This is a genomic window from Streptomyces sp. DSM 40750 (assembly GCF_024612035.1).
GTDB lineage: Bacteria > Actinomycetota > Actinomycetes > Streptomycetales > Streptomycetaceae > Streptomyces.
Genome location: NZ_CP102513.1, coordinates 3,240,731 through 3,264,510, shown reverse-complemented (window position 1 = coordinate 3,264,510; position 23,780 = coordinate 3,240,731). Strand labels below are relative to the sequence as shown.

The following is a 23,780-nucleotide window of genomic DNA, read 5'->3' as shown; positions in this document are numbered from 1 at the left end:
GCCCCTCAACGCGAGAGGCACCCCCTTGCCGACGTCTACGGAAGCGCCAGCATCCGCTCAAGCGCCAGCTTCGCGAACGCCTCCGTCTCCTTGTCCACCTCGATGCGGTTGACGAGGTTGCCCTCGGCGAGGGACTCCAGGGCCCACACCAGGTGCGGCAGGTCGATCCGGTTCATCGTGGAGCAGAAGCAGACCGTCCGGTCCAAGAACACGACCTCCTTGCCCTCGGGCGCGAAACGGTTCGCCAGCCGCCGTACGAGGTTCAGCTCGGTGCCGATGGCCCACTTGGAACCGGCGGGGGCGGCCTCGAGCGCCTTGATGATGTACTCGGTCGAACCGACGTAGTCCGCCGCCGCCACCACCTCGTGCTTGCACTCGGGGTGAACGAGGACGTTCACCCCCGGAATCCGCTCCCGGACGTCGTTCACGGACTCCACGCTGAAGCGGCCGTGCACGGAGCAGTGCCCCCGCCAGAGGATCATCTTCGCGGCCCGCAACTGCTCGACCGTGAGGCCACCGCCCGGCTTGTGCGGGTTGTAGAGGACACAGTCGTCGAGCGACATGCCCATGTCCCGCACGGCGGTGTTGCGGCCCAGGTGCTGGTCCGGCAGGAACAGGACCTTCTCACCCTGCTCGAAGGCCCAGTCAAGGGCCCGTTTCGCGTTCGACGAGGTGCAGATCGTGCCGCCGTGCTTGCCGGTGAAGGCCTTGATGTCGGCGGAGGAGTTCATGTACGAGACGGGCACGACCTGCTCGGCTATCCCGGCCTCGGCCAGCACGTCCCAGCACTCGGCGACCTGCTCGGCGGTGGCCATGTCGGCCATGGAGCACCCGGCGGCGAGGTCCGGCAGGACGACCTTCTGGTCGTCACCGGTCAGGATGTCCGCCGACTCGGCCATGAAGTGCACACCGCAGAAGACGATGTACTCGGCCTCGGGCCGCGCCGCCGCGTCCCGGGCCAGCTTGAAGGAGTCGCCCGTGACGTCCGCGAACTGGATGACCTCGTCGCGCTGGTAGTGGTGCCCGAGCACGAAGACCTTGTCCCCGAGCTTCTCCTTGGCGGCGCGGGCGCGCTCCACCAGGTCGGGGTCGGACGGGGAGGGGAGATCGCCGGGACACTCGACGCCGCGCTCGCTCCTCGGGTCGGCCTCGCGGCCGAGCAGCAGCAGGGCGAGGGGCGTCGGCTGTACGTCGAGCTCCTGGGTCTGGGCGGTGGTCACGGCACGCACCCTTTCTGTTCTGCGGCTCGCCGCCCGGGGGAGGGTCGGCGGGACATTCGGGCTATCCTTTTCGTCGAATTGACGCTATCTATGATAACCGCTTCACGTCACTTTGACGATGCCCATAGTGTCGATGTGACATGAATCCCGACGGCCGCATCGGAGGGCCTCACGCGCGGTCCTCCTATGGGGTTGTCCACAGCCCCCAGCGACCCGGTGCCCACTTCACGGGCCATGTGCGAGCATGAAGAGAGACGCGTAGGAAATCCGCGCGGCCCGGAATGAATCCGGGGCTCCGGCGGTTGCACTCGTCGGCAAGCAGTCTCCGTACAACCCGGGAGAGATGTAGATGTCCGTATCGGACGAGACCGGCACCGTCACCGACGGCATCATCGTGACCGACGCCGCCGCGGCCAAGGTCAAGGCCCTGCTCGACCAGGAAGGCCGTGACGATCTGGCGCTGCGCGTCGCCGTTCAGCCCGGCGGCTGCTCAGGCCTGCGCTACCAGCTCTTCTTCGACGAGCGCTCGCTCGACGGCGACGTGGTGAAGGACTTCGACGGCGTGAAGGTCACCACCGACCGTATGAGCGCCCCGTACCTGGGCGGCGCCACCATCGACTTCGTCGACACCATCGAGAAGCAGGGCTTCACCATCGACAACCCGAACGCGACGGGCTCCTGCGCCTGCGGCGACTCCTTCAGCTGAGTCCCCGCCCACGCGGCAGCCGTACGCGTACAGGCGATGAGTACGACGAAGGCGGCGTCCCCCTCCGACGGGGACGCCGCCTTCGTACTGCCTCAGCCGCCGCCTGCCGCGGCGGCGGTGTCTACCGCGGCTCCAGCTCCGCGATCGCGCCCTCCGGGATCGCCTTGCCGTCCGACCCGACCACCTTCCGGTCGCCCAGCGGTTCGTCGAGCTGCACCGTCCGCTCCACCGCCTTGGCGATCATGATGCAGACCTTGCCCTCCCACGGGGTGTCGGTCACGGCCACCGTCACCTCGCCCGACTCCTCGCTCACCGAAGCCGAGTAGTCGCTGCACACCCCGCCCCAGAAGGTCACGGTCAACTCGTCGCCGTCGACCGTGTAGCCCTCGACCCGCACGTCACGCGACGGACCGGTGGACGGCGCGTCGCCCGGGTCGCCGGGCTCCTCGGTCGGCTCCGACCGGGGCCCGGGGGAGGACAGATACTTCGGGTCGATCGCCGGATGCGTCACCGTGAAGGTGTCCTCGGTCCCTGTCGGCCGCACCTCGAACAGCCAGGACGGCACCAGTGCCGGCCGGCCGTCCACATGGTGCGAGGCGAGCCCGAACACCGCGTTCTCGACGGTGACCGCCTCCGGCTTCGGCAGCGTGGTGACCGGCTCGCACGGCGTCTCGTCCGCCACGACCGTCCCGCTCTCGCCGACCGCCTTGTTCTCACCGGCCAGCGGTACGGGACCGGTGCAGCCGCCGATGCCCTCGCGCCCGGTGCCGACACCCTGACCCGAGCCGTTCATCAGCTCCAGCGCCCGCTCCGCGTCGACGACGGGATACGTGTCGCTCTTCACCGGCGTCTTCACGTTGCCGCTGCCGCCGACCACCTGGCCGTCGGCGCCTATCTGGATGCCGGTCGCCCAGCCGTACGTGGGCAGCCCACCGACCTCGGGATCGGCGTTCACGACACGTACGGCGCCCATGAGCTGGGTGGCGTCGAGCTTGGCGTCGTCCTGGCCGACGGCCTTGAGCACCGGGGCCGCCGCCTTCTTGGCCGCCGCCTCGCTCACCGGGGCGCCACTCTCGGCGGTGCGGGAGGTGCAGACGTCGACCTTCTGGCAGTTGTCCGTGCCGGGCGTGAACCGGCTGAACGTCCACGTCCCCGGCGACTGCTTGTCGACCTGGAGCACCGGTCCCGAACCGTCCCCGGCGTTCCCGACCCGCCAGGCCTCGCCCTCGGCCGTCGGCTTGCCCTCCACGCCGAGCGCCTTCGCGAGCCGGGTCACCTCGGCGGCCGTCACGTCGCCCTTGACGGGGTAGACGGGAGCCGAGCCGGGGCCGTCGGGCAGGTCGCCGTCGGCGCGGTAGGTCACCCCGTTGGGGTTCGGCTCACCAGGAGCGATGCCGTTCGAACCGCCGTCGGTGTAGCCGTCGAGCGCCAGCGGCGGGGGAGTGCCGTCACCGCCGGGCGAGCCGGAGTTCCCGGCCCCACCGGAAGAGGTCGAGGCGAGGAGCGCCCCGCCACCCCCGACCAGCAGCACCGCGGCGGCCACCGAGGCCACGGCCACGCGGGAGCGCCGTCGGCGCGGGCGCTCGGCACCGCCGACCCCCACGACGTGAAGGCCGTCGTCGCTGCCGCCCTCGCCCTCGCCCTCGTCCTTGTCGGCGTCACCGGCTACGGCACGCTCGTCCTCACCTTCGGAAGGTTCGGAGCCGGCGCCCTCGTCCACGTCGCTCTCCGCGGTCGCGGAGGCCTCGTCGGCCCTGCCGCCCGCATCGGCCTCGGTGACGTCATCCCCGGCAGCCCTGAGCTCCTCGGAGGCGTCGGGCTCGGGGCCCTCGTCCGGGTTCTCGGGGTTGTCGGGTCGCTCGGAGTTCACCGCATCGCTCCTTCGGCTGGTCGTACACCGCATCCCCTCTACGGGGGACAGCGATGGGACGCGGCAGAGGAGCCGACGGTTCCCTGTCCGGGGCGGAAAGCCCGGCCGGACCCCTCAGTCGCCGTAGTCGGACATCGCGTCCACGAGCCGCGCGGAGGTCGCCGGCACCGTCACCCCGTGAATGAGTGAAGGGGACACCGGAGCCGTAATGACCTTCGCGGGGGCCGCCCAGTGCGGAACCATCCGGGCGCAGTCGCCGCGCAGCGCCGCGAGGCCGCCGTCCGGGTCGAACGGAACGGTGCCGTGGATCTTGGGGTTCGTCATAACGGCACCGTATGCACCGCGAACCCTACGAAGAAAGCCCTACTATCGGGTAGTTTTGCCTGCTTCGGAGGGCGTGGACGACCCGGTAGCGTGAACTGTCAATCCCCTCTCCCTTCGCAGGAGTGTGTCCTCGCCGTGCGTATCGCAGTCTCCGGCTCCATCGCCACCGATCATCTGATGACCTTCCCGGGCCGCTTCGCCGACCAACTCGTAGCGGACCAACTGCACACGGTTTCCCTTTCCTTCCTGGTCGACCAGCTCGACGTACGCCGCGGCGGTGTCGGCGCGAACATCGCGTTCGGCATGGGACAGCTCGGCACGCGCCCGATCCTGGTCGGCGCGGCGGGCTCCGACTTCGACGAGTACCGCGCGTGGCTCGACCGGCACGGTGTGGACACCACATCCGTGCGCATCTCCGAGACGCTGCACACGGCCCGCTTCGTGTGCACCACGGACGCCGACCACAACCAGATCGGTTCCTTCTACACGGGCGCGATGAGCGAGGCCCGCCTCATCGAGTTGAAGACCGTCGCCGACCGCGTCGGCGGTCTCGACCTCGTCCTCATCGGCGCGGACGACCCGGAGGCGATGCTCCGCCACACGGAGGAGTGCCGCTCCCGGGGCATCCCCTTCGCCGCGGACTTCTCCCAGCAGATCGCCCGCATGGACGGCGACGAGATCCGGATACTGCTGGACGGCGCCACGTACCTCTTCTCCAACGAGTACGAGAAGGGGCTCATCGAGTCCAAGACCGGCTGGTCGGACGCCGAAATCCTCGCGAAGGTCGGGCACCGGGTCACCACCCTCGGTGCGCAGGGCGTCCGCATCGAGCGGGACGGGCACGACCCGATCGAGGTCGGCTGCCCGGAGGAGGAGCGGAAGGTCGAGCCCACAGGGGTCGGCGATGCCTTCCGCGCGGGCTTCCTGTCCGGGCTCGCGTGGGGCGTCTCGCTGGAGCGGGCCGCGCAGGTCGGGTGCATGCTCGCCACGCTGGTGATCGAGACGGTGGGTACGCAGGAGTACCAGCTGCGTCGGGCGCACTTCATGGACCGGTTCACGAAGGCGTACGGGCACGCTGCCGCTGAGGAAGTACGGGCTCACCTCGGCTGAGGCCGGCCTCCGCGACTACTCGTCCGCCGCGGTCGGTGAGTTGTCGGCCGCGGGTTCGATGTGGTTGCCCGCGCGGTTCCCGCGCCCCTCGGAGGCCTGCGGCCTCCTTCGCGGCGCGGGAACTCGGGTCCTCTCAGCCCAGCCTTCGCACCACATACGCCGAGCCCCGCTCCGCCGGCTCCTCGCCCACGTACTCCTGGCCCCGCATCTCGCACCACGCCGGGATGTCCAGGCGGGCCGCCTCGTCGTCGGAGAGGACGCGGACCGTGCCGCCGACCGGGACGTCGCCGATGACCTTGGCCAGCTCGATCACGGGGATCGGGCAGCGCTTGCCGAGGGCGTCCACGACGAGGACGAGGACGTCCTCGCGTACGACGGTCGCGGGGGCCGGAGCCCCCAGCTTCTCCCGGACCGTCGCGACAGCCCCGGGCAGCACCGACAGGAACCGCTCGACGTCCTCCTCCACCGACCCCGTCGGCAGCGACACCCGTACGTTCCCCTCGCTGAGCACCCCCATGGCCCGCAGCACATGGCTGGGCGTCAACGTGCTGCTCGTACAGGAGGAACCGGAGGAGACGGAGAAGCCCTCGCGGTCCAACTCGTGCAGCAATGTCTCCCCGTCGACATAGAGACAGGAGAAGGTGACGACCCCCGGGAGCCGGCGCTCCGGGTCCCCCACCACCTCCACGTCCGGCACCAGCGACGGCACCCGCGCCCGGATCCGCTCCGTCAACTCCCGCAGCCGTACGGCCTCCGCGTCCGCCTCCGCCCGTACGGCCCGCAGCGAGGCGGCGGCCGCCACGATCGCCGGGATGTTCTCGAAGCCGGCGGCCCGCCCCGACTCCCGCTCGTCGACGGGCCCTTGCGCCGCGAACCGCACACCCTTCCGTACGACGAGAAGTCCGACCCCGGACGGACCGCCCCATTTATGGGCACTGCCGGTCAACACCGACCAGTCCCCGTTCACCCGCCCCCACCCGAGCGACTGCGCCGCGTCCACCAGCAACGGCACCCCGGCCGCCCGGCACACCTCCGCCACCTCGGCCACCGGCTGCTCGGTCCCCACCTCGTGGTTGGCCGACTGCAGACACGCGAGCGCGGTGTCGGCCCGCAGGGCGTCGGCGTACGAGGCCGCGGAGACCGACCCGGTACGACCCACCGCCACCTGAGTGACCGTCCCACCCCCGGCCTCATGCACCTCCGCCGCATGCAGCACCGAAGAGTGTTCGACCGCAGACACGATCAGGTGACCCCCGACCCGCCGCCGCCCCGCCAACACCCCCGCGATCCCGGAGTGCACGGCCCGCGTACCGGACGACGTGAACACCAACTCGTCAGCCCGACACCCCACGGCCTCGGCGGCGGCTTCCCGGGCGGCGTCCAACAGCAACCGTGCCCGCCGCCCTTCCCGATAGAGACGGGCGGGATCGGCCCACCCCTCGTCCAGAGAAGCCAGCAATGCCTGCCGGGCAACGGGATGAAGGGGGGCGGAGGAAGCAGCGTCGAAGTAGGCCACAGGGCAACGCTAAAGCCTCCGGGTGTCATTCACGGGGCGCGGGGAACTGCGCGAACAACCACAACGAACCCGTACCCGCCAAATCATCCGAACTCCCGAGCTATTAGGCGCCCGGCGTGACCCGCGGAGTGTTGGGCCCCCCTCCCCGCGCGACCCCAAAACGCGTCCAGTAGGGTTTGGTCCGCATAAACATCCAAACCCCTGCCCGTCGCAGGGCGGCGACCGACCAGCGAGAAGGCCGCAGCCATACCGCGCGGGCGAGACTCTCGGGAAGGCGCTACGTGAGTCCCAACGGCTCCGACCTCCCCCGCTGCCTGAAGGGCGCGGGTGGTACCCCCATGCCGCGGCGCCCGATGCGGCGGAAGCTGCTGCAGGCACTGACTGCGGGCCTGGTCCTGGCGACCGCCACCGGTTGCACATACAAGGACTTCCCCCGCCTTGGTATGCCCACCCCGACCACGGAAGAGGCTCCGCGGATCCTCTCCCTGTGGCAGGGCTCGTGGGCCGCCGCGCTCGCCACGGGCGTACTGGTCTGGGGCCTGATCCTGTGGAGTGCCTTCTTCCACCGGCGTAGCCGCACCAAGGTCGAAGTTCCCCCACAGACCCGGTACAACATGCCCATCGAGGCGCTGTACACGGTTGTCCCGCTGATCATCGTCTCGGTGCTCTTCTACTTCACCGCCCGCGACGAGTCGAAGCTCCTCGACACGTCGAAGAAGCCCGACCTCACGGTCAACGTGGTCGGCTTCCAGTGGAGCTGGTGCTTCAACTACATCGAGAACGTCGACGGCTCCGAAGGCGACGCGAAGACCGACGAGAACCTGGCCGCCATCCCGGACCGGTTCAAGAAGGACTTCCCGGACAGCGCCGGCGGCGTCTACACCTGCGGCATCCCCGGTGACGAGAACCCGCAGACCGGCAACCCCGGCCCGACCCTCTGGCTCCCCAAGGGCAAGACGGTCCGCTTCGTCCTCACCTCACGTGACGTCATCCACTCCTTCTGGGTGGTGCCGTTCCTGATGAAGCAGGACGTCATCCCGGGCCACACCAACGCTTTCCAGGTCACCCCCAACCAGGAGGGCACCTTCCTGGGCAAGTGCGCCGAACTGTGCGGCGTGGACCACTCTCGGATGCTCTTCAACGTGAAGGTCGTCTCCCCCGAGCGCTACGAGCAGCACCTCAAGGAGCTCGCGGAGAAGGGTCAGACCGGTTACGTCCCGGCCGGCATTGAGCAGACGAGCCACGAGAAGAACCGGGAGACGAACCAACTGTGAGCATCCTCAACGAACCTCAGGGTGCTGCCGCCGCCGAGGGCTCGTACGAAGACGAGCTGCCGGTACGGCGCAAGCAGCCCGGCAACGTCGTGGTGAAGTGGCTGACGACCACCGACCACAAGACGATCGGCACGCTGTACCTGGTCACGTCGTTCGCGTTCTTCATCATCGGCGGCGTGATGGCGCTGCTGATGCGTGCCGAGCTGGCCCGTCCGGGCAACCAGCTCATGAACAACGAGCAGTTCAACCAGGCGTTCACGATGCACGGCACGATCATGCTGCTGATGTTCGCGACGCCGCTGTTCGCCGGATTCGCCAACTGGATCATGCCGCTGCAGATCGGTGCGCCCGACGTGGCGTTCCCGCGGCTGAACATGTTCGCGTACTGGCTGTACCTCTTCGGCTCGCTGATCGCGGTCGGTGGCTTCCTCACCCCGCAGGGCGCGGCCGACTTCGGCTGGTTCGCCTACAGCCCGCTGTCGGACGCGGTCCGCAGCCCGGGCATCGGCGCCGACATGTGGATCATGGGTCTGGCCTTCTCCGGCTTCGGCACGATCCTCGGCTCGGTCAACTTCATCACCACGATCATCTGCATGCGCGCGCCCGGCATGACCATGTTCCGCATGCCGATCTTCACCTGGAACGTGCTGCTGACCGGTGTCCTGGTCCTGCTCGCCTTCCCGGTCCTCGCGGCCGCGCTGTTCGCCCTGGAGGCGGACCGCAAGTTCGGTGCCCACATCTTCGACGCGGCCAACGGCGGCGCATTGCTCTGGCAACACCTCTTCTGGTTCTTCGGCCATCCAGAGGTGTACATCATCGCTCTACCGTTCTTCGGCATCATCTCCGAGGTCATCCCCGTCTTCTCCCGTAAGCCGATGTTCGGCTACATGGGTCTGATCGGCGCGACCATCGCGATCGCCGGCCTCTCCGTCACGGTGTGGGCGCACCACATGTACGTCACCGGCGGCGTGCTCCTCCCGTTCTTCTCCTTCATGACGTTCCTGATCGCCGTGCCAACGGGTGTGAAGTTCTTCAACTGGATCGGAACGATGTGGAAGGGCTCGCTGTCCTTCGAGACACCGATGCTCTGGGCGACCGGCTTCCTGATCACCTTCACCTTCGGTGGTCTGACCGGTGTCATCCTGGCCTCGCCGCCGATGGACTTCCATGTCTCCGACTCGTACTTCGTGGTGGCGCACTTCCACTACGTGGTCTTCGGCACCGTGGTGTTCGCGATGTTCTCCGGCTTCCACTTCTGGTGGCCGAAGATGACGGGCAAGATGCTCGACGAGCGCCTCGGCAAGATCACCTTCTGGACGCTGTTCATCGGCTTCCACGGCACGTTCCTCGTCCAGCACTGGCTGGGCGCCGAGGGCATGCCGCGCCGGTACGCGGACTACCTGGCGGCCGACGGCTTCACCGCGCTGAACACGATCTCCACGATCGCCTCGTTCGTGCTCGGTCTGTCGATCCTGCCGTTCCTCTACAACGTGTGGAAGACCGCCAAGTACGGCAAGCCCGTCGGCGTCGACGACCCGTGGGGCTACGGCCGTTCGCTGGAGTGGGCGACCTCCTGCCCGCCGCCGCGGCACAACTTCCTCACCCTGCCGCGGATCCGCAGCGAATCCCCGGCGTTCGACCTGCACCACCCGGAGATCGCCGCGCTCGAGCAGCTCGCGCACGGCGGTCACGGCGCCGGCGAGCTGGCGAGCAGCGGCATCGGCAAGGAGGCCGGCAAGTGAAGATCCAGGGCAAGATGTTCATCTGGCTGAGCGTCTTCGTCCTCGCCATGGCGATCGTCTATGGCGTGTGGTCGAAGGAGCCCGCCGGTACCACGGCGCTCTTCCTGGCCTTCGGCCTGTGCATCATGGTCGGCTACTACCTGGCCTTCACGGCCCGGCGGGTCGACGTGGGCGCGCAGGACGACAAGGAGGCCGACGTCGCGGACGATGCCGGTGAGCTGGGCTTCTTCAGCCCGCACAGCTGGCAGCCCCTCGCCCTGGGGGTGGGCGGCGCGCTCGCCTTCATGGGCGTCGTCTTCGGCTGGTGGCTGCTGTACTTCTCGGCCCCGATCATCCTGATCGGTCTGTGGGGCTGGGTCTTCGAGTACTACCGCGGCGAGAACCAGAACCAGTAACACGCGCCGAGCGCACGGAAGCCCGGACACTCCGACAGGAGGTCCGGGCTTCCCCCGTTTGCCACGCCGGATGTAACTCACTCGGGTCACCCGGCGCGCCGCGCTTGACGAGCGTTCCTACGTTGAACTCATGAGCACTTCACCCCGTAACCGCACGGTCGTCAGCTGCACCCTGCTGGTGGTCTCCCTGGGAGCGGGCGTCACCGCCTGCGGTTCCGGCGGCCACCCGCTCTCGAACCGGCCCTACGACGCGGCCGACCAGATCTCCTTCAACACCTCCACCGGGGGAGGCGAGAAGGCCGACCCGGACAAGCCGCTGGAAGTCACCGCCGACGACGACGGGCGGATCACCGACGTCACGGCCGTGGACGCCGCAGGACGGTATGTGGCGGGCGAACTCTCCGCCGACGGCGGTCGCTGGCACTCCACCTCACCGCTCGCCGCCAACGCCCGCTACACGGTCCGTGTGAGCACCGAGGACGACGACGGCGCCCCCGGCCGCGAGACCCTCACCTTCCACACCGGCCGCCCCGTCACCAAGAAGCGTCTCGACGTCACCTTCGGCCCCGAGGCGGGCAGGTACGGCGTCGGCCAGCCCGTCACCGCCGACCTGAGCGTGCCCGTCAAGGACAAGGAGTCCCGCGCGATAGTCGAGCGGGCCCTGAAGGTCGACTCCCTGCCCTCCGCGGAGGGCGCCTGGCACTGGGTGGACGACAAGAAGCTCCACTACCGCCCCAAGGAGTACTGGCCCGCCAACGCCACCATCCAGGTCCGCAGCAATCTGGAGGGCATCAAGATCGGCGACCGCCTCTGGGGCGGAACGGCGAAGCCTCTCCGGCTGACCACCGGCGACAAGATCGTCGCCGTCACGGACGCCGCGGCGCACCACATGAAGGTCTACAAGAACGACCAGGTCATCAAGGAGATCCCGGTCACCACGGGCATGCCCGGCTACGACACCCGCAACGGCGTCAAGGTCGTACTGGCCAAGGAAGGTACCGTTCGCATGACCAGCGCCAGCATAGGCGCCGCGGACTTCTACGACCTGACCGTCCACCACTCCGTCAGGGTCACCAACAGCGGTGAGTACGTCCACGCCGCCCCCTGGTCCACCGGCTCCCAGGGGTACGCCAACGTCAGCCACGGCTGCACCGGCATGAGCTCCGGCAACGCCCAGTGGTTCTACGACACCATCAACGAGGGAGACATCGTCCAGGTCGTCAACTCGGGCGGCGACACCATGGCCCCCTTCGGCAACGGCTTCGGCGACTGGAACCTCGACTGGAAGAAGTGGAGCGAGGGCAGCGCGCTGCTGGGCGGCACGAAGCAGGCCCCCGTCCACACGGAGAAGGCCCGCTTGAGACCAGAGTCAGTGTGAGGGGACGCGCCCTGAAGGGGCGCGGGACTGCGACATATGCGGCTCCGCCGCGTGGGCGCGATCAACCACACTCCACCCGCACCCGCCGTCCGTCAGGGCCTCCCGAGCCATTAGGCGCTCAAGGCACTCTTACGCCGCAGCAAGGAAGCCAACACCGAGGCGAACTCCACCGGCTCCACCGGCAGCGTCACCGCCGCGTCGGCCCGGCTCCACGTCGCCAGCCACGCATCCTGCGGCCGCCCGATCAGCACCAGCACCGGCGGGCAGTCGAAGATCTCGTCCTTGATCTGTCGGCACACCCCCATGCCGCCCATGGGCACGGCCTCACCGTCCAGCACACAGACGTCGATCCCGCCCTTGTCCAGCTCCTTGATGACGGCGGCGGGCGTGGCGCACTCCAGGAACTCGACCGGGGGTACATCAGGAGCCGGTCGCCGGCCGGAGGCCAGTCGCACCTGCTCCCGGGTGTTGGAGTCGTCGCTGTAGACCAGCACCGTGGCGGTCGGCTGCATTGTTCCTCCGTGACGTCAGCGTCGTTAAGGACAGGCCCGATGCGCGGATGCTACTCCCTCGAACACCACGTCAGCACCGGTACGGAAGGGAGCAACACTCCGAACGGCACCCCCCGGAGTCAGGGCGGGATAAGCGACCGACATAATGTCGGTCGTGGCGACAGCAACGACAGTAGAAACCGGGCACGCGCACCCGTCGGTCAACCGGCCGAACCTCACCAGCGTCGGAACCATCATCTGGTTGAGTTCCGAGCTGATGTTCTTCGCGGCCCTCTTCGCGATGTACTTCACCCTGCGATCGGTGACCGGCCCCGAGTTCTGGGCGGAGAAGGCCGACACCCTGAACTTCCCGTTCTCGGCGACCAACACCACCATCCTGGTGCTCTCCTCGCTCACCTGCCAGCTCGGCGTGTTCGCCGCCGAGCGCGGGGACGTGAAGAAGCTCCGGATGTGGTTCATCGTCACGTTCGTGATGGGTGCGATCTTCATCGGCGGTCAGGTCTTCGAGTACACCGAGCTGGTCAAGCACGAGGGCCTGTCGCTCTCGTCCGACCCGTACGGCTCGGTCTTCTACCTGACCACCGGCTTCCACGGCCTGCACGTGACGGGCGGCCTCATCGCCTTCCTGCTGGTCCTCGGGCGCACCTACGCGGCCAGGAGGTTCACCCACGAGCAGGCGACCGCGGCCATCGTCGTGTCCTACTACTGGCACTTCGTCGATGTCGTCTGGATCGGCCTCTTCGCCACGATCTACATGATCAAGTAAATCGGGCGGCCGAGCCGGGCGGACCGATGTGCCCGCCTCGGACCGAGAACGACCCTTCCAGAAGCACCGACGCAGAAGATCCTGACACCGGGGTAATCCGTGAAAAAGCTCTCCGCACGACGACGCCATCCGCTGGCGGCGGTCGTCGTCCTATTCATCGCGCTGGCGGCCTGCGCGGGGCTGTACACCGCCTTCGCACCTGCGGACAAGGCGGTGGCCGAAGAAACCGCCCAGACCCTCACCATCGAGGAGGGCAAGAAGCTCTACGCCGTGGGCTGCGCCAGCTGCCACGGCACCGGCGGTCAGGGCACCACCGACGGTCCGCCGCTCACTGGTGTGGGCGCGGCAGCTGTCGACTTCCAGGTCGGCACCGGCCGTATGCCGGCCCAGCAGCCGGGCGCGCAGGTCCCGAAGAAGAAGGTCATCTACTCGCAGGCCGAGATCGACCAGCTGGCGGCGTACATCTCCTCCCTGGGCGCCGGTCCGGAGATCCCGACCGAGAACGAGTACAACCCCGCGGGCGCGGACATCGCCGAGGGCGGCGAGCTGTTCCGCACCAACTGCGCTCAGTGCCACAACTTCACCGGCAAGGGCGGTGCGCTGTCCGAGGGCAAGTACGCGCCGGACCTTGAGGGTGTCGACCCGAAGCACATCTACGAGGCCATGCAGACGGGCCCGCAGAACATGCCGTCCTTCCCCGACACCACGCTGTCGGAGGAGAACAAGAAGGACATCATCGCGTACCTCGAAGCGGTCAACAGCGACGACACCGTGGAGCCCGGTGGCCTCAGCCTCGGCGGGCTCGGCCCGGTCAGCGAAGGCCTCTTCGGCTGGGTGTTCGGGCTCGGCGCGCTGATCGCCGTCGCCGTCTGGGTCGCCGCTCGGACCGCAAAGGCCAAGAAGTCATGAGTAGCCAAGAGATTCCAGAAGAGAACCTGCCCATCGAGCAGGGCGACGCGCACGGCGCGGTGAAGGTCGCGGACGAGAAGAACCCGTTCGCGGACCCTGGCCTGCCGCCCCACGAGCACCGGATCCAGGACATCGACGAGCGGGCCGCGAAGCGGTCCGAGCGCACGGTCGCCCTGCTGTTCACGGTGTCGATGCTGGCCACTGTCGCGTTCATCGCCGCGTACCTGGTGATCGACGTCGACAAGGCGATCTACGTCTGGCCGATCGGTCACATCAGCGCGCTGAACTTCGCGCTGGGCATGACGCTGGGCCTGTCGCTGTTCTGCATCGGCGCGGGCGCGGTCCACTGGGCCCGCACGCTGATGTCGGACGTGGAGGTCGCCGACGAGCGGCACCCGATCGAGGCGTCGCCCGAGGTCAAGGCCAAGGTCATGGCCGACTTCAAGGACGGTGCCCAGGAGTCCGCGCTCGGCCGCCGCAAGCTGATCCGCAACACGATGTTCGGCGCGCTGGCCTTGTTCCCGCTCTCCGGTGTCATGCTGCTGGGCGGCCTCGGTCCGGCGCCCGGCACCAAGCTGCGGCACACCACCTGGGCCAAGGGCAAGAAGCTCGTCAACATGAACACCATGGAGCCGCTGCGTCCCGCGGACGTCGCGGTCGGGTCGCTGACCTTCGCCATGCCGGACGGCCTGGACGAGCACGACCACGACTTCCAGAAGAACATCGCCAAGGATGCCCTGATGATCGTCCGGATCCAGCCGGGCGACATCAAGGACAAGCGCGAGCTGGAGTGGTCGCACGAGGGCATCGTCGCGTACTCGAAGATCTGCACCCACGTGGGCTGCCCGATCTCCCTGTACGAGCAGCAGACGCACCACGTGCTCTGCCCCTGCCACCAGTCCACCTTCGACCTCGCCGACGGCGGCCGGGTCATCTTCGGCCCCGCGGGTCACGCCCTTCCGCAGCTGAGGATCACCGTCGGTGAAGACGGCTACCTCGAAGCGGTCAGCGACTTCGAAGAGCCCGTCGGTCCTGCCTTCTGGGAGCGCGGATGAGCACTGCAACCACCACCGACGCGCGCGACAAGCGCGGGAAGGCACCGGCCGGCGAGCGCGTCGCCGACTGGGCCGACGGCCGGCTCGGGATCTACTCCCTGGCCAAGGCCAACATGCGCAAGATCTTCCCCGACCACTGGTCGTTCATGCTGGGCGAGATCTGCCTGTACAGCTTCATCATCATCATCCTCACGGGTGTGTACCTGACGTTGTTCTTCCACCCCTCGATGAACGAGGTGGAGTACCACGGCCCGTACGTCCCGCTGCAGGGCCAGCTGATGTCCGAGGCGTTCAACTCGACCATGCACATCTCGTTCGAGGTGCGCGGTGGTCTGCTGATCCGGCAGATCCACCACTGGGCCGCGTTGGTCTTCCTCGCCGGCATGTTCGTGCACATGATGCGTGTGTTCTTCACCGGCGCGTTCCGCAAGCCGCGTGAGGTCAACTGGCTGTTCGGCTTCCTGCTGTTCGTCCTCGGCATGTTCACCGGCTTCACCGGTTACTCGCTCCCGGACGACCTGCTCTCCGGCACCGGTGTCCGCTTCATGGAGGGCGCGGTCCTGTCCGTGCCGATCGTCGGCACGTACCTGTCGTTCTTCCTCTTCGGCGGAGAGTTCCCGGGCGGCGACTTCGTGGCCCGCTTCTACTCGGTCCACGTCCTGCTGCTGCCGGGCATCATGCTCGGCCTCGTGGTGGCGCACCTGATCCTGGTCTTCTACCACAAGCACACGCAGTACGCGGGCCCCGGAAAGACGAACAACAACGTCGTCGGCATGCCGCTGCTGCCGGTCTACATGGCCAAGGCCGGAGGCTTCTTCTTCCTGGTCTTCGGTGTCATCGCGATCATCTCGGCGATCGCCACGATCAACCCGATCTGGACCATGGGCCCCTACCGTCCGGACCAGGTGTCGACCGGCGCCCAGCCCGACTGGTACATGGGCTTCTCCGAGGGTCTGATCCGTGTCATGCCGGGCTGGGAGATCAACTTCTGGGGTCACACGCTCGTCCTGGGCGTGTTCATCCCGCTGGTGATCTTCCCGCTGGTCCTGGTCGCGATCGCGGTCTACCCGTTCATCGAGTCCTGGGTCACCGGCGACAAGCGCGAGCACCACATCCTGGACCGCCCGCGCAACGCGCCGACCCGTACGGCCTTCGGTGTCGCGTGGATCACCTGGTACATGGTGCTGCTGATCGGTGGTGGAAACGACCTCTGGGCGACCCACTTCCACCTGTCGATCAACGCGATCACCTGGTTCGTCCGGATCGCGTTCTTCGTGGCCCCGGTCCTCGCGTTCGTCATCACCAAGCGCATCTGCCTCGGCCTGCAGCGCCGGGACAAGGACAAGATCCTGCACGGTCGCGAGACCGGCATCATCAAGCGCCTGCCGCACGGTGAGTTCATCGAGGTCCACGAGCCGCTCAGCCAGGAGCAGCTGCACACGCTCACGGCGCACGAGCAGTACGCGCCGGCCGAGATCGGTCCCGCGGTCGACGAGAACGGTGTCGCCCGCAAGATCACGCGCCGCGAGAAGCTCCGCGCCAAGCTGAGCAAGGGCTACTACGGCGAGGACTCGCAGATCGCCAAGCCGACCGTCGAGGAGTACAAGGAGATCACGAGCGGCCACGGCCACCACTGATCGCTTCGCTTCGCCACACCACGGTCGAAGGGCCCCCGTCCGATCTTCGGACGGGGGCCCTTCGCCGTGCCCGTGGCTGGATAGGGTGGGAGCGCATGACGGACTTCACGGTTTGCGCGGCATTCCTCGCGCTACGACACACCCAGGAGCGGCTATGAGCGCTGTGACCCCCGCTGGAGGCGACACCACGGCGGGCCGTTCCTGGCCCGCGGTGCTGAACGCGCTGCTGTCCGGGCACGACCAGGACGCCGGCGCCACGTTCTGGGCCATGGACCAGATCATGCGCGGCGAGGCGACGGACGCGCAGATCGCCGGGTTCGTGGTGGCGCTGCGGGCCAAGGGGGAGACCGTCGAGGAGATCACCGGTCTCGTCGAGGCGCTGTACGAGCACGCCAATGTGATCGAGGTGTCGGGCAGGACCGTCGACATCGTCGGTACGGGCGGGGACGGCGCCAAGACGGTCAACATCTCCACGATGTCGTCGATCGTCGTCGCCGGTACGGGTGCGAAGGTCGTCAAGCACGGCAACCGGGCCGCGTCGTCGGCGTCCGGCGCGTCCGATGTGCTGGAGAAGCTGGGCGTCAATCTGGAGCTCACGCCGAAGCGGGTGGCCGAGGTCGCCGAGGAGGCCGGGATCACCTTCTGCTTCGCGGTGAAGTTCCACCCGGCGCTGCGTCATGTGGCCGCCGCGCGGGGGCAGTTGGGCATCCGGACCGTCTTCAACGCACTGGGGCCGCTGGCGAACCCGGCGAAGGTGCGCGCCCAGGCGGTCGGTGTCGCCGATCCGCGGATGGCACCGATCATGGCGGGCGTCTTCGCCGAGCGCGGCAACTCGTCGTTGGTCTTCCGGGGTGACGACGGGCTTGACGAGTTGACGACGACCGCCACGTCACGGGTGTGGGTCGTACGGGACGGCAAGGTGACCGAGGAGACCTTCGACCCGCGGGACGTGGGGCTGGAGCTGGTGCCGGTGGAGGCGTTGCGGGGGGCCGACTCCTCGTACAACGCGGATGTCACGCGTCGGTTGCTGGGCGGCGAGACAGGGCCGGTGCGGGACGCGGTGCTGCTGAACTCGGCGGCGGCGCTGGTGGCGTTGTCGCCGGGGACGGGTTCCCTGGCGGAGCAACTGCGGGACGGGATGGCGAAGGCCGCGGAGTCGATCGACTCGGGGTCGGCGCAGCGGGTTCTCGCGCGGTGGGTCGCGGCCACCAACGTCTAGCGCCCTGCTGGGTTGTTTGTCTGCGGGTGGTGGGGCTCCTCGCGCCCCTGAAAGCAAAAAGCACGGGGGCGCAGCCCCTGCTTTTTGAGGGGCGCGGGGAACTGCGCGAGCAACCACACACCACCCGCACTCGCCACACAACAGACCCCCCCGAGCTATAAGGCGCCCTCATCCCGCCATCCGGACAGAAGTTGCGGCGCGGCGATCACTTCGCGTACGTTTTTCGGCAGGTCATGAGCGACAGCCAAAAGGCCCCGGCCGGCTGTCCGGCAACCCTCCGTCCGTGGCGGGGTGCCCCGGGTGAAGACCAGGTCGTAGGCAGAGAGGTCTACGGCAAGCGCGGACCCCTCGCACTCTTCTGAGTGGATACGCCAGGGGTCCTGGTCGTTCGAGGGAGCCTTCCGTGAGCAAGCGAATGCGATAGGGCCGCAGAGCCCCGCCTCCGCGTTTCCCTTTCCCCCTTTTCGGCTTTCCTGTGCCGTCGACCTGGTGTCCGGCACGGTGATTCCGCTTGCTTTCACGGGAGTTCCCCCATGTCTGTCTCCACCCTTGCCGCTGTCCAGTCCGTTTGTGCCCCGCTGCCCGTTCTGGGACGAGATGTCACCGTCCCGCTCGTCACCGGCGGCGAGGTCACCTACGCCGCGCTCGACTACGCCGCCAGCGCCCCGGCGTTGCAGCGGGTGTGGGACGACGTCGCGGCGTACGCCCCGTACTACGGGAGCGTGCACCGGGGCGCCGGATACCTGTCGCAGTTGTCCACGGATCTCTTCGAGAACGCCCGGAAGACCGTCGCCGAGTTCCTCGACTGCCGCGACGACGACCAGGTCGTGTTCACCCGGTCGACCACCGACTCGCTCAACCTCCTCGCCGCCGTGCTGCCCGCCGACTGCCAGGTCTTCGTCTTCGAGACCGAGCACCACGCCTCGCTGCTGCCGTGGCGGGGCGCGCGGGTGACGTACCTGGACGCCCCGCGTACGCCGGAGGAGGCCGTGGCCGGCCTGGAAAGTGCCCTCGCCGGCCGCGACCCGCAGAGGCCGGCGCTGGTGTGCGTCACCGGTGCCTCCAATGTCACCGGGGAGATCTGGCCGGTGCGCGAGCTGGCCGCCGCCGCGCACGCGCACGGTGCGCGGATCGTGCTCGACGCGGCCCAGCTCGCGCCCCACCACCCCGTCTCCGTACAGGAGTTGGGCGTGGACTGGGTCGCCTTCTCGGGGCACAAGCTGTACGCCCCGTTCGGCTCCGGCGTGCTCGCCGGCCGCGCCGACTGGCTGCGCGAGGCCGACCCGTACCTCGCGGGCGGCGGCGCCAGCCGCAAGGTGAGCCGGCGTACGGACGGGGGTGTGGACGTCGAGTGGCACGAGACCGCCGCCCGCCACGAGGCCGGCTCGCCCAACGTCATCGGCGCCTACTCCATCGCCTCCGCCTGCAAGGCCCTCACCGAGGCCGGGTTCGACACGCTTCTCGCCCGCGAGCAGTACCTGATCGACACCGTAAGGGCCGGTCTCGCCGAGGTGCCCAAGGTCCGGATCCTCTCCCTCTTCGGGGACGACGCCCCGCGCGTCGGCGTCATCTCCTTCGTCGTCGAGGGCTGGAACAGCTCCCACTTCGCCGCCGCGCTCTCCGCCGAGTACGGCATCGGCGTCCGCGACGGTCTCTTCTGCGCCCACCCGCTGCTCCGCACCCTCCTCGGCAGCGACCCGCAGACCCAGGGCGAATGCGGCGCCCCCGAGGCCGCACCAGGTGAGCGGTCCCTCAACGCGATCCGGGTGAGCTTCGGCGCGGGCACGCCCGACGAGCACGTGGAGCGGTTCGTGGGCGCGGTGAAGGAGCTCGTGCGGGACGGCGCGAAGTGGAACTACCGTACGGAGGACGGGCGTTGCGTGCCCGCCGTCTGATCCCCTGACGTGTACCCGGCGTCATACCCGGCGTATACGCTCCCCTCGGCAGCCGAACGGTGGACGGGGGAGCACGGGGTGCACGGGGTGCGGGCGCTGCGCGAGACGGATCCTCGGCGGATCGGCCCTTACGAGGTGCGAGGCAGGCTCGGTGCGGGCGGCATGGGCGAGGTCTATCTCGCCGAGGCGCGCACCGGGGTGCTGCTGGCTGTCAAGGTGCGAACGCGTGTGGGCCGCTCACGGCCGGGGCGGCGGCTACGCCTCGATCACGACCGCCGTCGGGGACGTCTTCGTCGCGGTGCAGGGAAACATGCTGGTGGCGACCAGCGCCGACGGCGCGGCCCGGTGGACGTACCCCGGCGTCGCCCCGCTCCCCACCCCGGTGGAGCGTGCCGGCGTCCTCTATCTGCGGTCGGGCGGTGAGCTGCACGCGATCGACGGCAAGGGCCTGCGACTGTGGAAGCTCCCGGTCGGCACCCAGGGCGGCAACGGCAACAGCCCGGTGGTCGGCAACGGCAGGCTCTACACCGTCACCTCCGACGGCATCGCGGCCGTCGACCTCGGCTCCTGATCCCGTCGGTCGCCTCCGGTCGGCGGGCTCAGCTCCTGATCCCCGCTGTCACCCGTGCGCCCAGCACCATCATCCGCAGCGCCCGTTCCGTGGCGTCCGTGAGGAGTTCGCTGGCGCGGACCAAGGCCTCGGCGAGGGCCATCGGGGCGGGCAGGATGCCGGTGCAGGCGTCCACGCCCGGCACCTCGTGCGCGCCCTCGCCCAGGGTGCCCGCGAGGGCGAGGACCGGGCGGCCGTGCAGCTTGGCGCGGCGGGCCACCTCGGCGGGGACCTTGCCGCGGGGGGTCTGGTGGTCGAGGGCGCCCTCGGCCGTGATGACCAGGTCGGCGCGGGCGAGCCGGGCGTCGAGGTCCAGATGGCTCAGCAGCACCTCGAAGCGGGGGAGCAGCCGGGCCCCCACAGCGGCCAGCCCGGCACCGAGACCGCCGGAGGCGCCGGTGCCGGGGCCGTGCCGGAGGTCGGTGACGGAGGCGGGACGGACGTCCGTACCCGGGCCGTCGTGGAGGTCCGTGCCGGTGGGGGCGGAGTCGCGCAGGTCCCGCGTGAGGACGTACGCCCAGTTCTCCAGGCCGGCCGACAACTCCTCGACCTGTTCCGGCGTCGCCCCCTTCTGCGGGCCGAAGACGCGTGCGACGCCCCGCTCGCCGCACAGCACGTTGAACGGGTTGCAGGCGACCAGCAGTTCCGCGTCCTTGAGACGGGGGTCCAGGCCGGACGGGTCGATACGGTCCAGGCGAGTCAACGCCCTTCCCCCCGGCGCGAGTTCGCAGCCCTCCGCGTCCAGGAGGCGCGCGCCCAGCGCCTGGAGGGCGCCGGCCCCGCCGTCCGAGGTGCCGGAGTCGCCGCAGCCGATCAGGACGCGCCGTACGCCTGTGTCGAGCGCGGCACGGATCAGCTCGCCGACGCCGTACGTGGTGGTGGCGCCGGGATCGCGGAGGGCGCGCGGGACGAGGGTGAGGCCCGCGACGGCCGCCATCTCCACCACGGCCGTCTGCGCCATGGCCGGGTCGTGGGAGCCGAGGAGGCCGAAGTGGGTGTCCACCGGCTCGCCGACCGGGCCAGTGGCGAGCAGGGAGACCAGGCGGCCCCCGGTGGAGGCGGCCAGCGCGGCGGCCGTGCCCTCGCCGCCGTCCACCAGGGGGATGAGGTCCACCTCGGCGTCGGGCACGACCCGGCGGACGCCCTCCGCGATGGCGTCGGCGGCGGCCTCGGCGGACAGGGACTCCTTGAAGCCACTGGGGGCTACGGCGACTCGGTTCAGCATGCTTCAGGGCTCCTATGGGGTCGTGGCAGCGGTGGGATGTGAGTTCGAGGGAACCGAGGGAGCGTGGCGCGCCGGGCCCACGGAGGCATGGGCTCACGGAGGCATGGGCTCACGGAGGCATGGGTTCGCGGCGGTACGGGCTCGCGCGGCGTGGGTGTTCATGGCGTCACGGGACCAGCGGTACGCCCAGCAGCGGCCATACCGCCACCGCGAAGAGCACGACGAGGGCGGCGGTCAGCGGGGCCAGGACGGCGGAGAGGCGCAGCAGGTCGCGTGGGGTGTAGGTGGGGGTGCCGGGCAGGTCGGCGAAGAGGGCGACCGGCTTCGCGGAGGCCGGGAGGGTGTGGCAGAAGCCCGCGGCGGCGGTGGAGGCGAGCGCGGCGGCGACCGGGTTGACCCCGGCGCCCACGGCCGCCGCGACGACCAGCGGGACGAGCACCGACGACCGCGCCGACCGGGACTGCAGGACCAGGTGCGCGGCCGTGCTGAGCGCCACGACCACCGTGAGGAACACCAGCGGTGTGACCCCCGTGGGCAGCCCCGAGACCAGCCACTTCGCCGCTCCCGAGTCGCTGAGCGCGACGCCCATCGCCATCGTCGCGGCCATGAAGAGCAGCATCGACCAGGGCACGGTCTTCAGCGCGTCCTTCAGCCGTACGGTGCCCAGGACCGGCGAGGAGGCGACGACCGCGCCGATCAGCGCGACCACGGCCGGGGAGACCCCGTGGAGCGGCTCGCTGCACCACAGGACCACGACCGTGGCGAGCAGCAGGGCGCAGCGCGACTCGGCGGGGGACCAGGGGCCGGTCACCGGCTGCTCGCTGTGGAGCTGGATCTCCGCGACCGTGATCTTCACGGGACCACGGCGGTCCTCGCGCCGGGTCGTCGTCAACAGGACGGCCTCGGCGGCCAGATGGGACGAGACGATCGCCAGCGGCAGCCCCAGCAGCAGCCACTCCGTGAAGCCGATACGGTCGCCGGTCGCCTCCCACAGCACCGAGACGGTGATCAGATGTGCGCCCGCACCGATCAGAGTCGCTACCGCCGACAGAAGGATCACGGTCGGAAACAGCAACGCCATCATCACTACCAGTCGTTTCCGGTCGGCCAGGGCCTTCGCGAGGGCCAGGAACACGGGCAGCGCCAGCGCCGCCCGGCCCGAGGTCGCGGGCACCGCGAACGCCGTCACCACCAGCGCGGCCGTCGTCAGATGCGCCAGCTGCCGCACGCTCCGCGCCCCGCTCACCAGGAACGCCGCCGCCCGCCCCGCGAGCCCGGTCCGCGTCACCGCCGCCGCCAGCACGAACGCGCAGATCAGCAGCCATATGGTCGAGTCGCCGAGGGTGCCGAACAGGGTGTCGTTGCTGATCACTCCGGTGACGGTGAGGGCGAGACCGGCGCCCAGCGCGATGTACGTGTCGTCGATGGGCGTCCCGATCCAGGCGCAGGTCGCCAGCGCGAACACCGCGAGGGTGAGGCGGGCCTCGCCGCCGAGGCCGGCGAAGTTGCCGGGCATCGCGAGCAGCGCGCAGAGGGAGAAGGCTATGCAGAGGGAGGCGGCGAGACGGAAGTTCAGGGTCACGTCATCAAGGGTTCAGTCGGCGGGTGAGCCGTTGATGAGTCGCATATGAAGGAGATTTCACGTTCGACCGCGGGCCGGTGGGGGCTGGTCGCGCCCACGCGGCGGGGCCGCGAATCGATACAGCCCCGCGCCCCTTCAGGGCGCTTTCGCAGGCAACCGGTAGCCCATGCCTCTCACCGTTTCCAGCTGTGCGGCCCCCAGCTTCTTTCTCAGTGCCCGCACATACACATCCACGATGTTCGAACCCGGATCGAAGTCGTAGCCCCACACGTGCGACAGGATCTGCTCCCGCGACAGCACCTGCCCTGGGTGCCGCAGAAACAGCTCGAGCAGCACGAACTCCCTCGCCGTCAGGTCCACCAACCGCTCCCCGGCCCTCGCCCGCCGCGTCCGCAGGTCCAGGGTCAGCTCCCCGCTGCGCAGCATCGTCACCTCGGGCGCCCGGGCCGCCGTACGCAGCCGGAGGCGGACTCTCGCCAGCAGTTCCTCGAAGCGGAACGGCTTGGTCATCCAGTCGTCGGCGCCGCCCTCCAAGCCGGCCACGGTGTCCCGTACGGAGTCCCGCGCGGTCAGCACGATGACCGGCACGGTCACCCGGGCCTCGCGCAGCTCGCGCAGGACGGTGAACCCGTCGCGTCCGGGCAGCCCGATGTCGAGGACGATCAGGTCGAAGCCGCCGGTGAGGGCGTACTCGTACGCCGCGTCGCCGTCCCCGACCACGGTCGTGGTGAAACCGCCCGCGCGCAGCCCCTTCTCCACGAAGGAGGCGATGCGTTCCTCGTCCTCGACGATGAGAATGCGGTTCACGGGAGCGTCGCCCCTTCGCCGTCGGTCC

Annotated in this window: 21 protein-coding genes and 1 riboswitch; of the genes, 13 read left to right on the top strand and 8 right to left on the bottom strand. The window is 69.3% G+C overall.

Going from position 1 to position 23,780, the window contains the following annotated elements:
* Window positions 1–35: 35 nt before the first annotated feature.
* On the bottom strand, window positions 36–1,220 hold the full coding sequence (nadA, locus tag JIX55_RS14565; RefSeq protein WP_257563737.1) for a quinolinate synthase NadA: 1,185 nt from the start codon (window positions 1,218–1,220) through the stop codon (window positions 36–38).
* Window positions 1,221–1,569: 349 nt separating this feature from the next.
* Here nadA and JIX55_RS14560 point away from each other — a divergent pair, with 349 nt between their 5' ends.
* Window positions 1,570–1,926: a HesB/IscA family protein gene (locus tag JIX55_RS14560; RefSeq protein WP_257563736.1), complete on the top strand. Its 357-nt coding sequence runs from the start codon at window positions 1,570–1,572 to the stop codon at window positions 1,924–1,926.
* Between the two features lie 121 nt (window positions 1,927–2,047).
* On the opposite strand, the gene JIX55_RS14555 is transcribed toward JIX55_RS14560, so the two are convergent.
* Both JIX55_RS14555 and JIX55_RS14550 read right to left on the bottom strand, forming a co-directional pair.
* The gene (locus tag JIX55_RS14555; RefSeq protein ID WP_257563735.1) at window positions 2,048–3,796 is read right to left on the bottom strand and encodes a hypothetical protein; all 1,749 of its coding nucleotides are present in this window, start codon (window positions 3,794–3,796) and stop codon (window positions 2,048–2,050) included.
* A gap of 114 nt (window positions 3,797–3,910) precedes the next feature.
* Window positions 3,911–4,120 carry a hypothetical protein gene (locus JIX55_RS14550; protein ID WP_257563734.1) on the bottom strand — a complete coding sequence of 70 codons (210 nt, stop codon included), beginning with the start codon at window positions 4,118–4,120 and terminating at the stop codon, window positions 3,911–3,913.
* Between the two features lie 135 nt (window positions 4,121–4,255).
* On the opposite strand from JIX55_RS14550, the gene JIX55_RS14545 reads away from it, so the two are divergent.
* A complete protein-coding gene (locus tag JIX55_RS14545; protein WP_257563733.1) occupies window positions 4,256–5,230 on the top strand; it encodes a carbohydrate kinase family protein in 975 nt (324 codons plus the stop codon).
* A gap of 133 nt (window positions 5,231–5,363) precedes the next feature.
* On the opposite strand, the gene JIX55_RS14540 is transcribed toward JIX55_RS14545, so the two are convergent.
* Window positions 5,364–6,746, bottom strand: a complete 1,383-nt coding sequence (locus JIX55_RS14540; protein WP_257563732.1) for a cysteine desulfurase/sulfurtransferase TusA family protein — start codon at window positions 6,744–6,746, stop codon at window positions 5,364–5,366.
* Between the two features lie 281 nt (window positions 6,747–7,027).
* Here JIX55_RS14540 and ctaC point away from each other — a divergent pair, with 281 nt between their 5' ends.
* The 4 genes from ctaC to JIX55_RS14520 all read left to right on the top strand — a co-directional run bounded on the left by ctaC (window position 7,028) and on the right by JIX55_RS14520 (window position 11,535).
* Window positions 7,028–8,020 carry an aa3-type cytochrome oxidase subunit II gene (gene ctaC / locus JIX55_RS14535; protein ID WP_443046417.1) on the top strand — a complete coding sequence of 331 codons (993 nt, stop codon included), beginning with the start codon at window positions 7,028–7,030 and terminating at the stop codon, window positions 8,018–8,020.
* Window positions 8,017–9,762 (top strand): aa3-type cytochrome oxidase subunit I, encoded by a 1,746-nt coding sequence (gene ctaD / locus JIX55_RS14530; RefSeq protein ID WP_257563731.1) that lies wholly within the window; start codon window positions 8,017–8,019, stop codon window positions 9,760–9,762. The genes ctaC and ctaD overlap by 4 nt, the downstream gene beginning before the upstream one ends.
* Window positions 9,759–10,157, top strand: coding sequence for a cytochrome c oxidase subunit 4 (locus JIX55_RS14525; protein WP_257563730.1), 399 nt, complete (start codon window positions 9,759–9,761; stop codon window positions 10,155–10,157). Before ctaD ends, JIX55_RS14525 begins: the two co-directional genes overlap by 4 nt.
* Window positions 10,158–10,287: 130 nt before the next feature.
* On the top strand, window positions 10,288–11,535 hold the full coding sequence (locus tag JIX55_RS14520; RefSeq protein ID WP_257563729.1) for a L,D-transpeptidase: 1,248 nt from the start codon (window positions 10,288–10,290) through the stop codon (window positions 11,533–11,535).
* A gap of 110 nt (window positions 11,536–11,645) precedes the next feature.
* On the opposite strand, the gene JIX55_RS14515 is transcribed toward JIX55_RS14520, so the two are convergent.
* Complete coding sequence (locus JIX55_RS14515; RefSeq protein ID WP_257563728.1) at window positions 11,646–12,047, bottom strand: hypothetical protein; 402 nt, start codon at window positions 12,045–12,047, stop codon at window positions 11,646–11,648.
* A 145-nt stretch (window positions 12,048–12,192) separates the two neighbouring features.
* Between JIX55_RS14515 and ctaE the strand changes: the two genes are divergently transcribed.
* The 7 genes from ctaE to JIX55_RS14480 all read left to right on the top strand — a co-directional run bounded on the left by ctaE (window position 12,193) and on the right by JIX55_RS14480 (window position 20,099).
* The gene (gene ctaE / locus JIX55_RS14510; protein ID WP_257563727.1) at window positions 12,193–12,813 is read left to right on the top strand and encodes an aa3-type cytochrome oxidase subunit III; all 621 of its coding nucleotides are present in this window, start codon (window positions 12,193–12,195) and stop codon (window positions 12,811–12,813) included.
* 99 nt (window positions 12,814–12,912) lie between these two features.
* Entirely contained in the window at window positions 12,913–13,722 is an 810-nt protein-coding gene (qcrC, locus tag JIX55_RS14505; protein ID WP_257563726.1) for a cytochrome bc1 complex diheme cytochrome c subunit, read from the top strand.
* Entirely contained in the window at window positions 13,719–14,777 is a 1,059-nt protein-coding gene (gene qcrA, locus JIX55_RS14500; RefSeq protein ID WP_257563725.1) for a cytochrome bc1 complex Rieske iron-sulfur subunit, read from the top strand. The genes qcrC and qcrA overlap by 4 nt, the downstream gene beginning before the upstream one ends.
* Entirely contained in the window at window positions 14,774–16,414 is a 1,641-nt protein-coding gene (qcrB, locus tag JIX55_RS14495) for a cytochrome bc1 complex cytochrome b subunit (protein ID WP_257563724.1), read from the top strand. The genes qcrA and qcrB overlap by 4 nt, the downstream gene beginning before the upstream one ends.
* Before the next feature lie 154 nt (window positions 16,415–16,568).
* Entirely contained in the window at window positions 16,569–17,633 is a 1,065-nt protein-coding gene (trpD, locus tag JIX55_RS14490; protein ID WP_257563723.1) for an anthranilate phosphoribosyltransferase, read from the top strand.
* 229 nt (window positions 17,634–17,862) lie between these two features.
* Window positions 17,863–17,979: riboswitch (SAM riboswitch) on the top strand.
* A 187-nt stretch (window positions 17,980–18,166) separates the two neighbouring features.
* Window positions 18,167–19,528 (top strand): aminotransferase class V-fold PLP-dependent enzyme, encoded by a 1,362-nt coding sequence (locus tag JIX55_RS14485; RefSeq protein ID WP_257563722.1) that lies wholly within the window; start codon window positions 18,167–18,169, stop codon window positions 19,526–19,528.
* A 226-nt stretch (window positions 19,529–19,754) separates the two neighbouring features.
* Entirely contained in the window at window positions 19,755–20,099 is a 345-nt protein-coding gene (locus JIX55_RS14480) for an outer membrane protein assembly factor BamB family protein (RefSeq protein ID WP_331609739.1), read from the top strand.
* Window positions 20,100–20,127: 28 nt separating this feature from the next.
* Here JIX55_RS14480 and JIX55_RS14475 read toward each other — a convergent pair whose 3' ends face one another.
* From JIX55_RS14475 to JIX55_RS14465, 3 genes are all read right to left on the bottom strand, one after another.
* The gene (locus JIX55_RS14475) at window positions 20,128–21,363 is read right to left on the bottom strand and encodes a glycerate kinase family protein (RefSeq protein WP_257563720.1); all 1,236 of its coding nucleotides are present in this window, start codon (window positions 21,361–21,363) and stop codon (window positions 20,128–20,130) included.
* 166 nt (window positions 21,364–21,529) lie between these two features.
* The gene (locus tag JIX55_RS14470) at window positions 21,530–22,945 is read right to left on the bottom strand and encodes an SLC13 family permease (RefSeq protein ID WP_257563719.1); all 1,416 of its coding nucleotides are present in this window, start codon (window positions 22,943–22,945) and stop codon (window positions 21,530–21,532) included.
* Between the two features lie 135 nt (window positions 22,946–23,080).
* The gene (locus JIX55_RS14465; RefSeq protein WP_257563718.1) at window positions 23,081–23,752 is read right to left on the bottom strand and encodes a response regulator transcription factor; all 672 of its coding nucleotides are present in this window, start codon (window positions 23,750–23,752) and stop codon (window positions 23,081–23,083) included.
* Between the last annotated feature and the right edge of the window lie 28 nt (window positions 23,753–23,780).

Coding starts and splice junctions, on each gene's coding strand:
- JIX55_RS14560 (WP_257563736.1), top strand. CDS start 1,570: ATGTCCGTATCGGACGAGACCGGCACCGTCACCGACGGCATCATCGTG.
- JIX55_RS14550 (WP_257563734.1), bottom strand. CDS start 4,120: ATGACGAACCCCAAGATCCACGGCACCGTTCCGTTCGACCCGGACGGC.
- JIX55_RS14520 (WP_257563729.1), top strand. CDS start 10,288: ATGAGCACTTCACCCCGTAACCGCACGGTCGTCAGCTGCACCCTGCTG.
- JIX55_RS14515 (WP_257563728.1), bottom strand. CDS start 12,047: ATGCAGCCGACCGCCACGGTGCTGGTCTACAGCGACGACTCCAACACC.
- ctaE (WP_257563727.1), top strand. CDS start 12,193: ATGTCGGTCGTGGCGACAGCAACGACAGTAGAAACCGGGCACGCGCAC.
- qcrA (WP_257563725.1), top strand. CDS start 13,719: ATGAGTAGCCAAGAGATTCCAGAAGAGAACCTGCCCATCGAGCAGGGC.
- qcrB (WP_257563724.1), top strand. CDS start 14,774: ATGAGCACTGCAACCACCACCGACGCGCGCGACAAGCGCGGGAAGGCA.
- trpD (WP_257563723.1), top strand. CDS start 16,569: ATGAGCGCTGTGACCCCCGCTGGAGGCGACACCACGGCGGGCCGTTCC.
- JIX55_RS14485 (WP_257563722.1), top strand. CDS start 18,167: ATGTCTGTCTCCACCCTTGCCGCTGTCCAGTCCGTTTGTGCCCCGCTG.
- JIX55_RS14475 (WP_257563720.1), bottom strand. CDS start 21,363: ATGCTGAACCGAGTCGCCGTAGCCCCCAGTGGCTTCAAGGAGTCCCTG.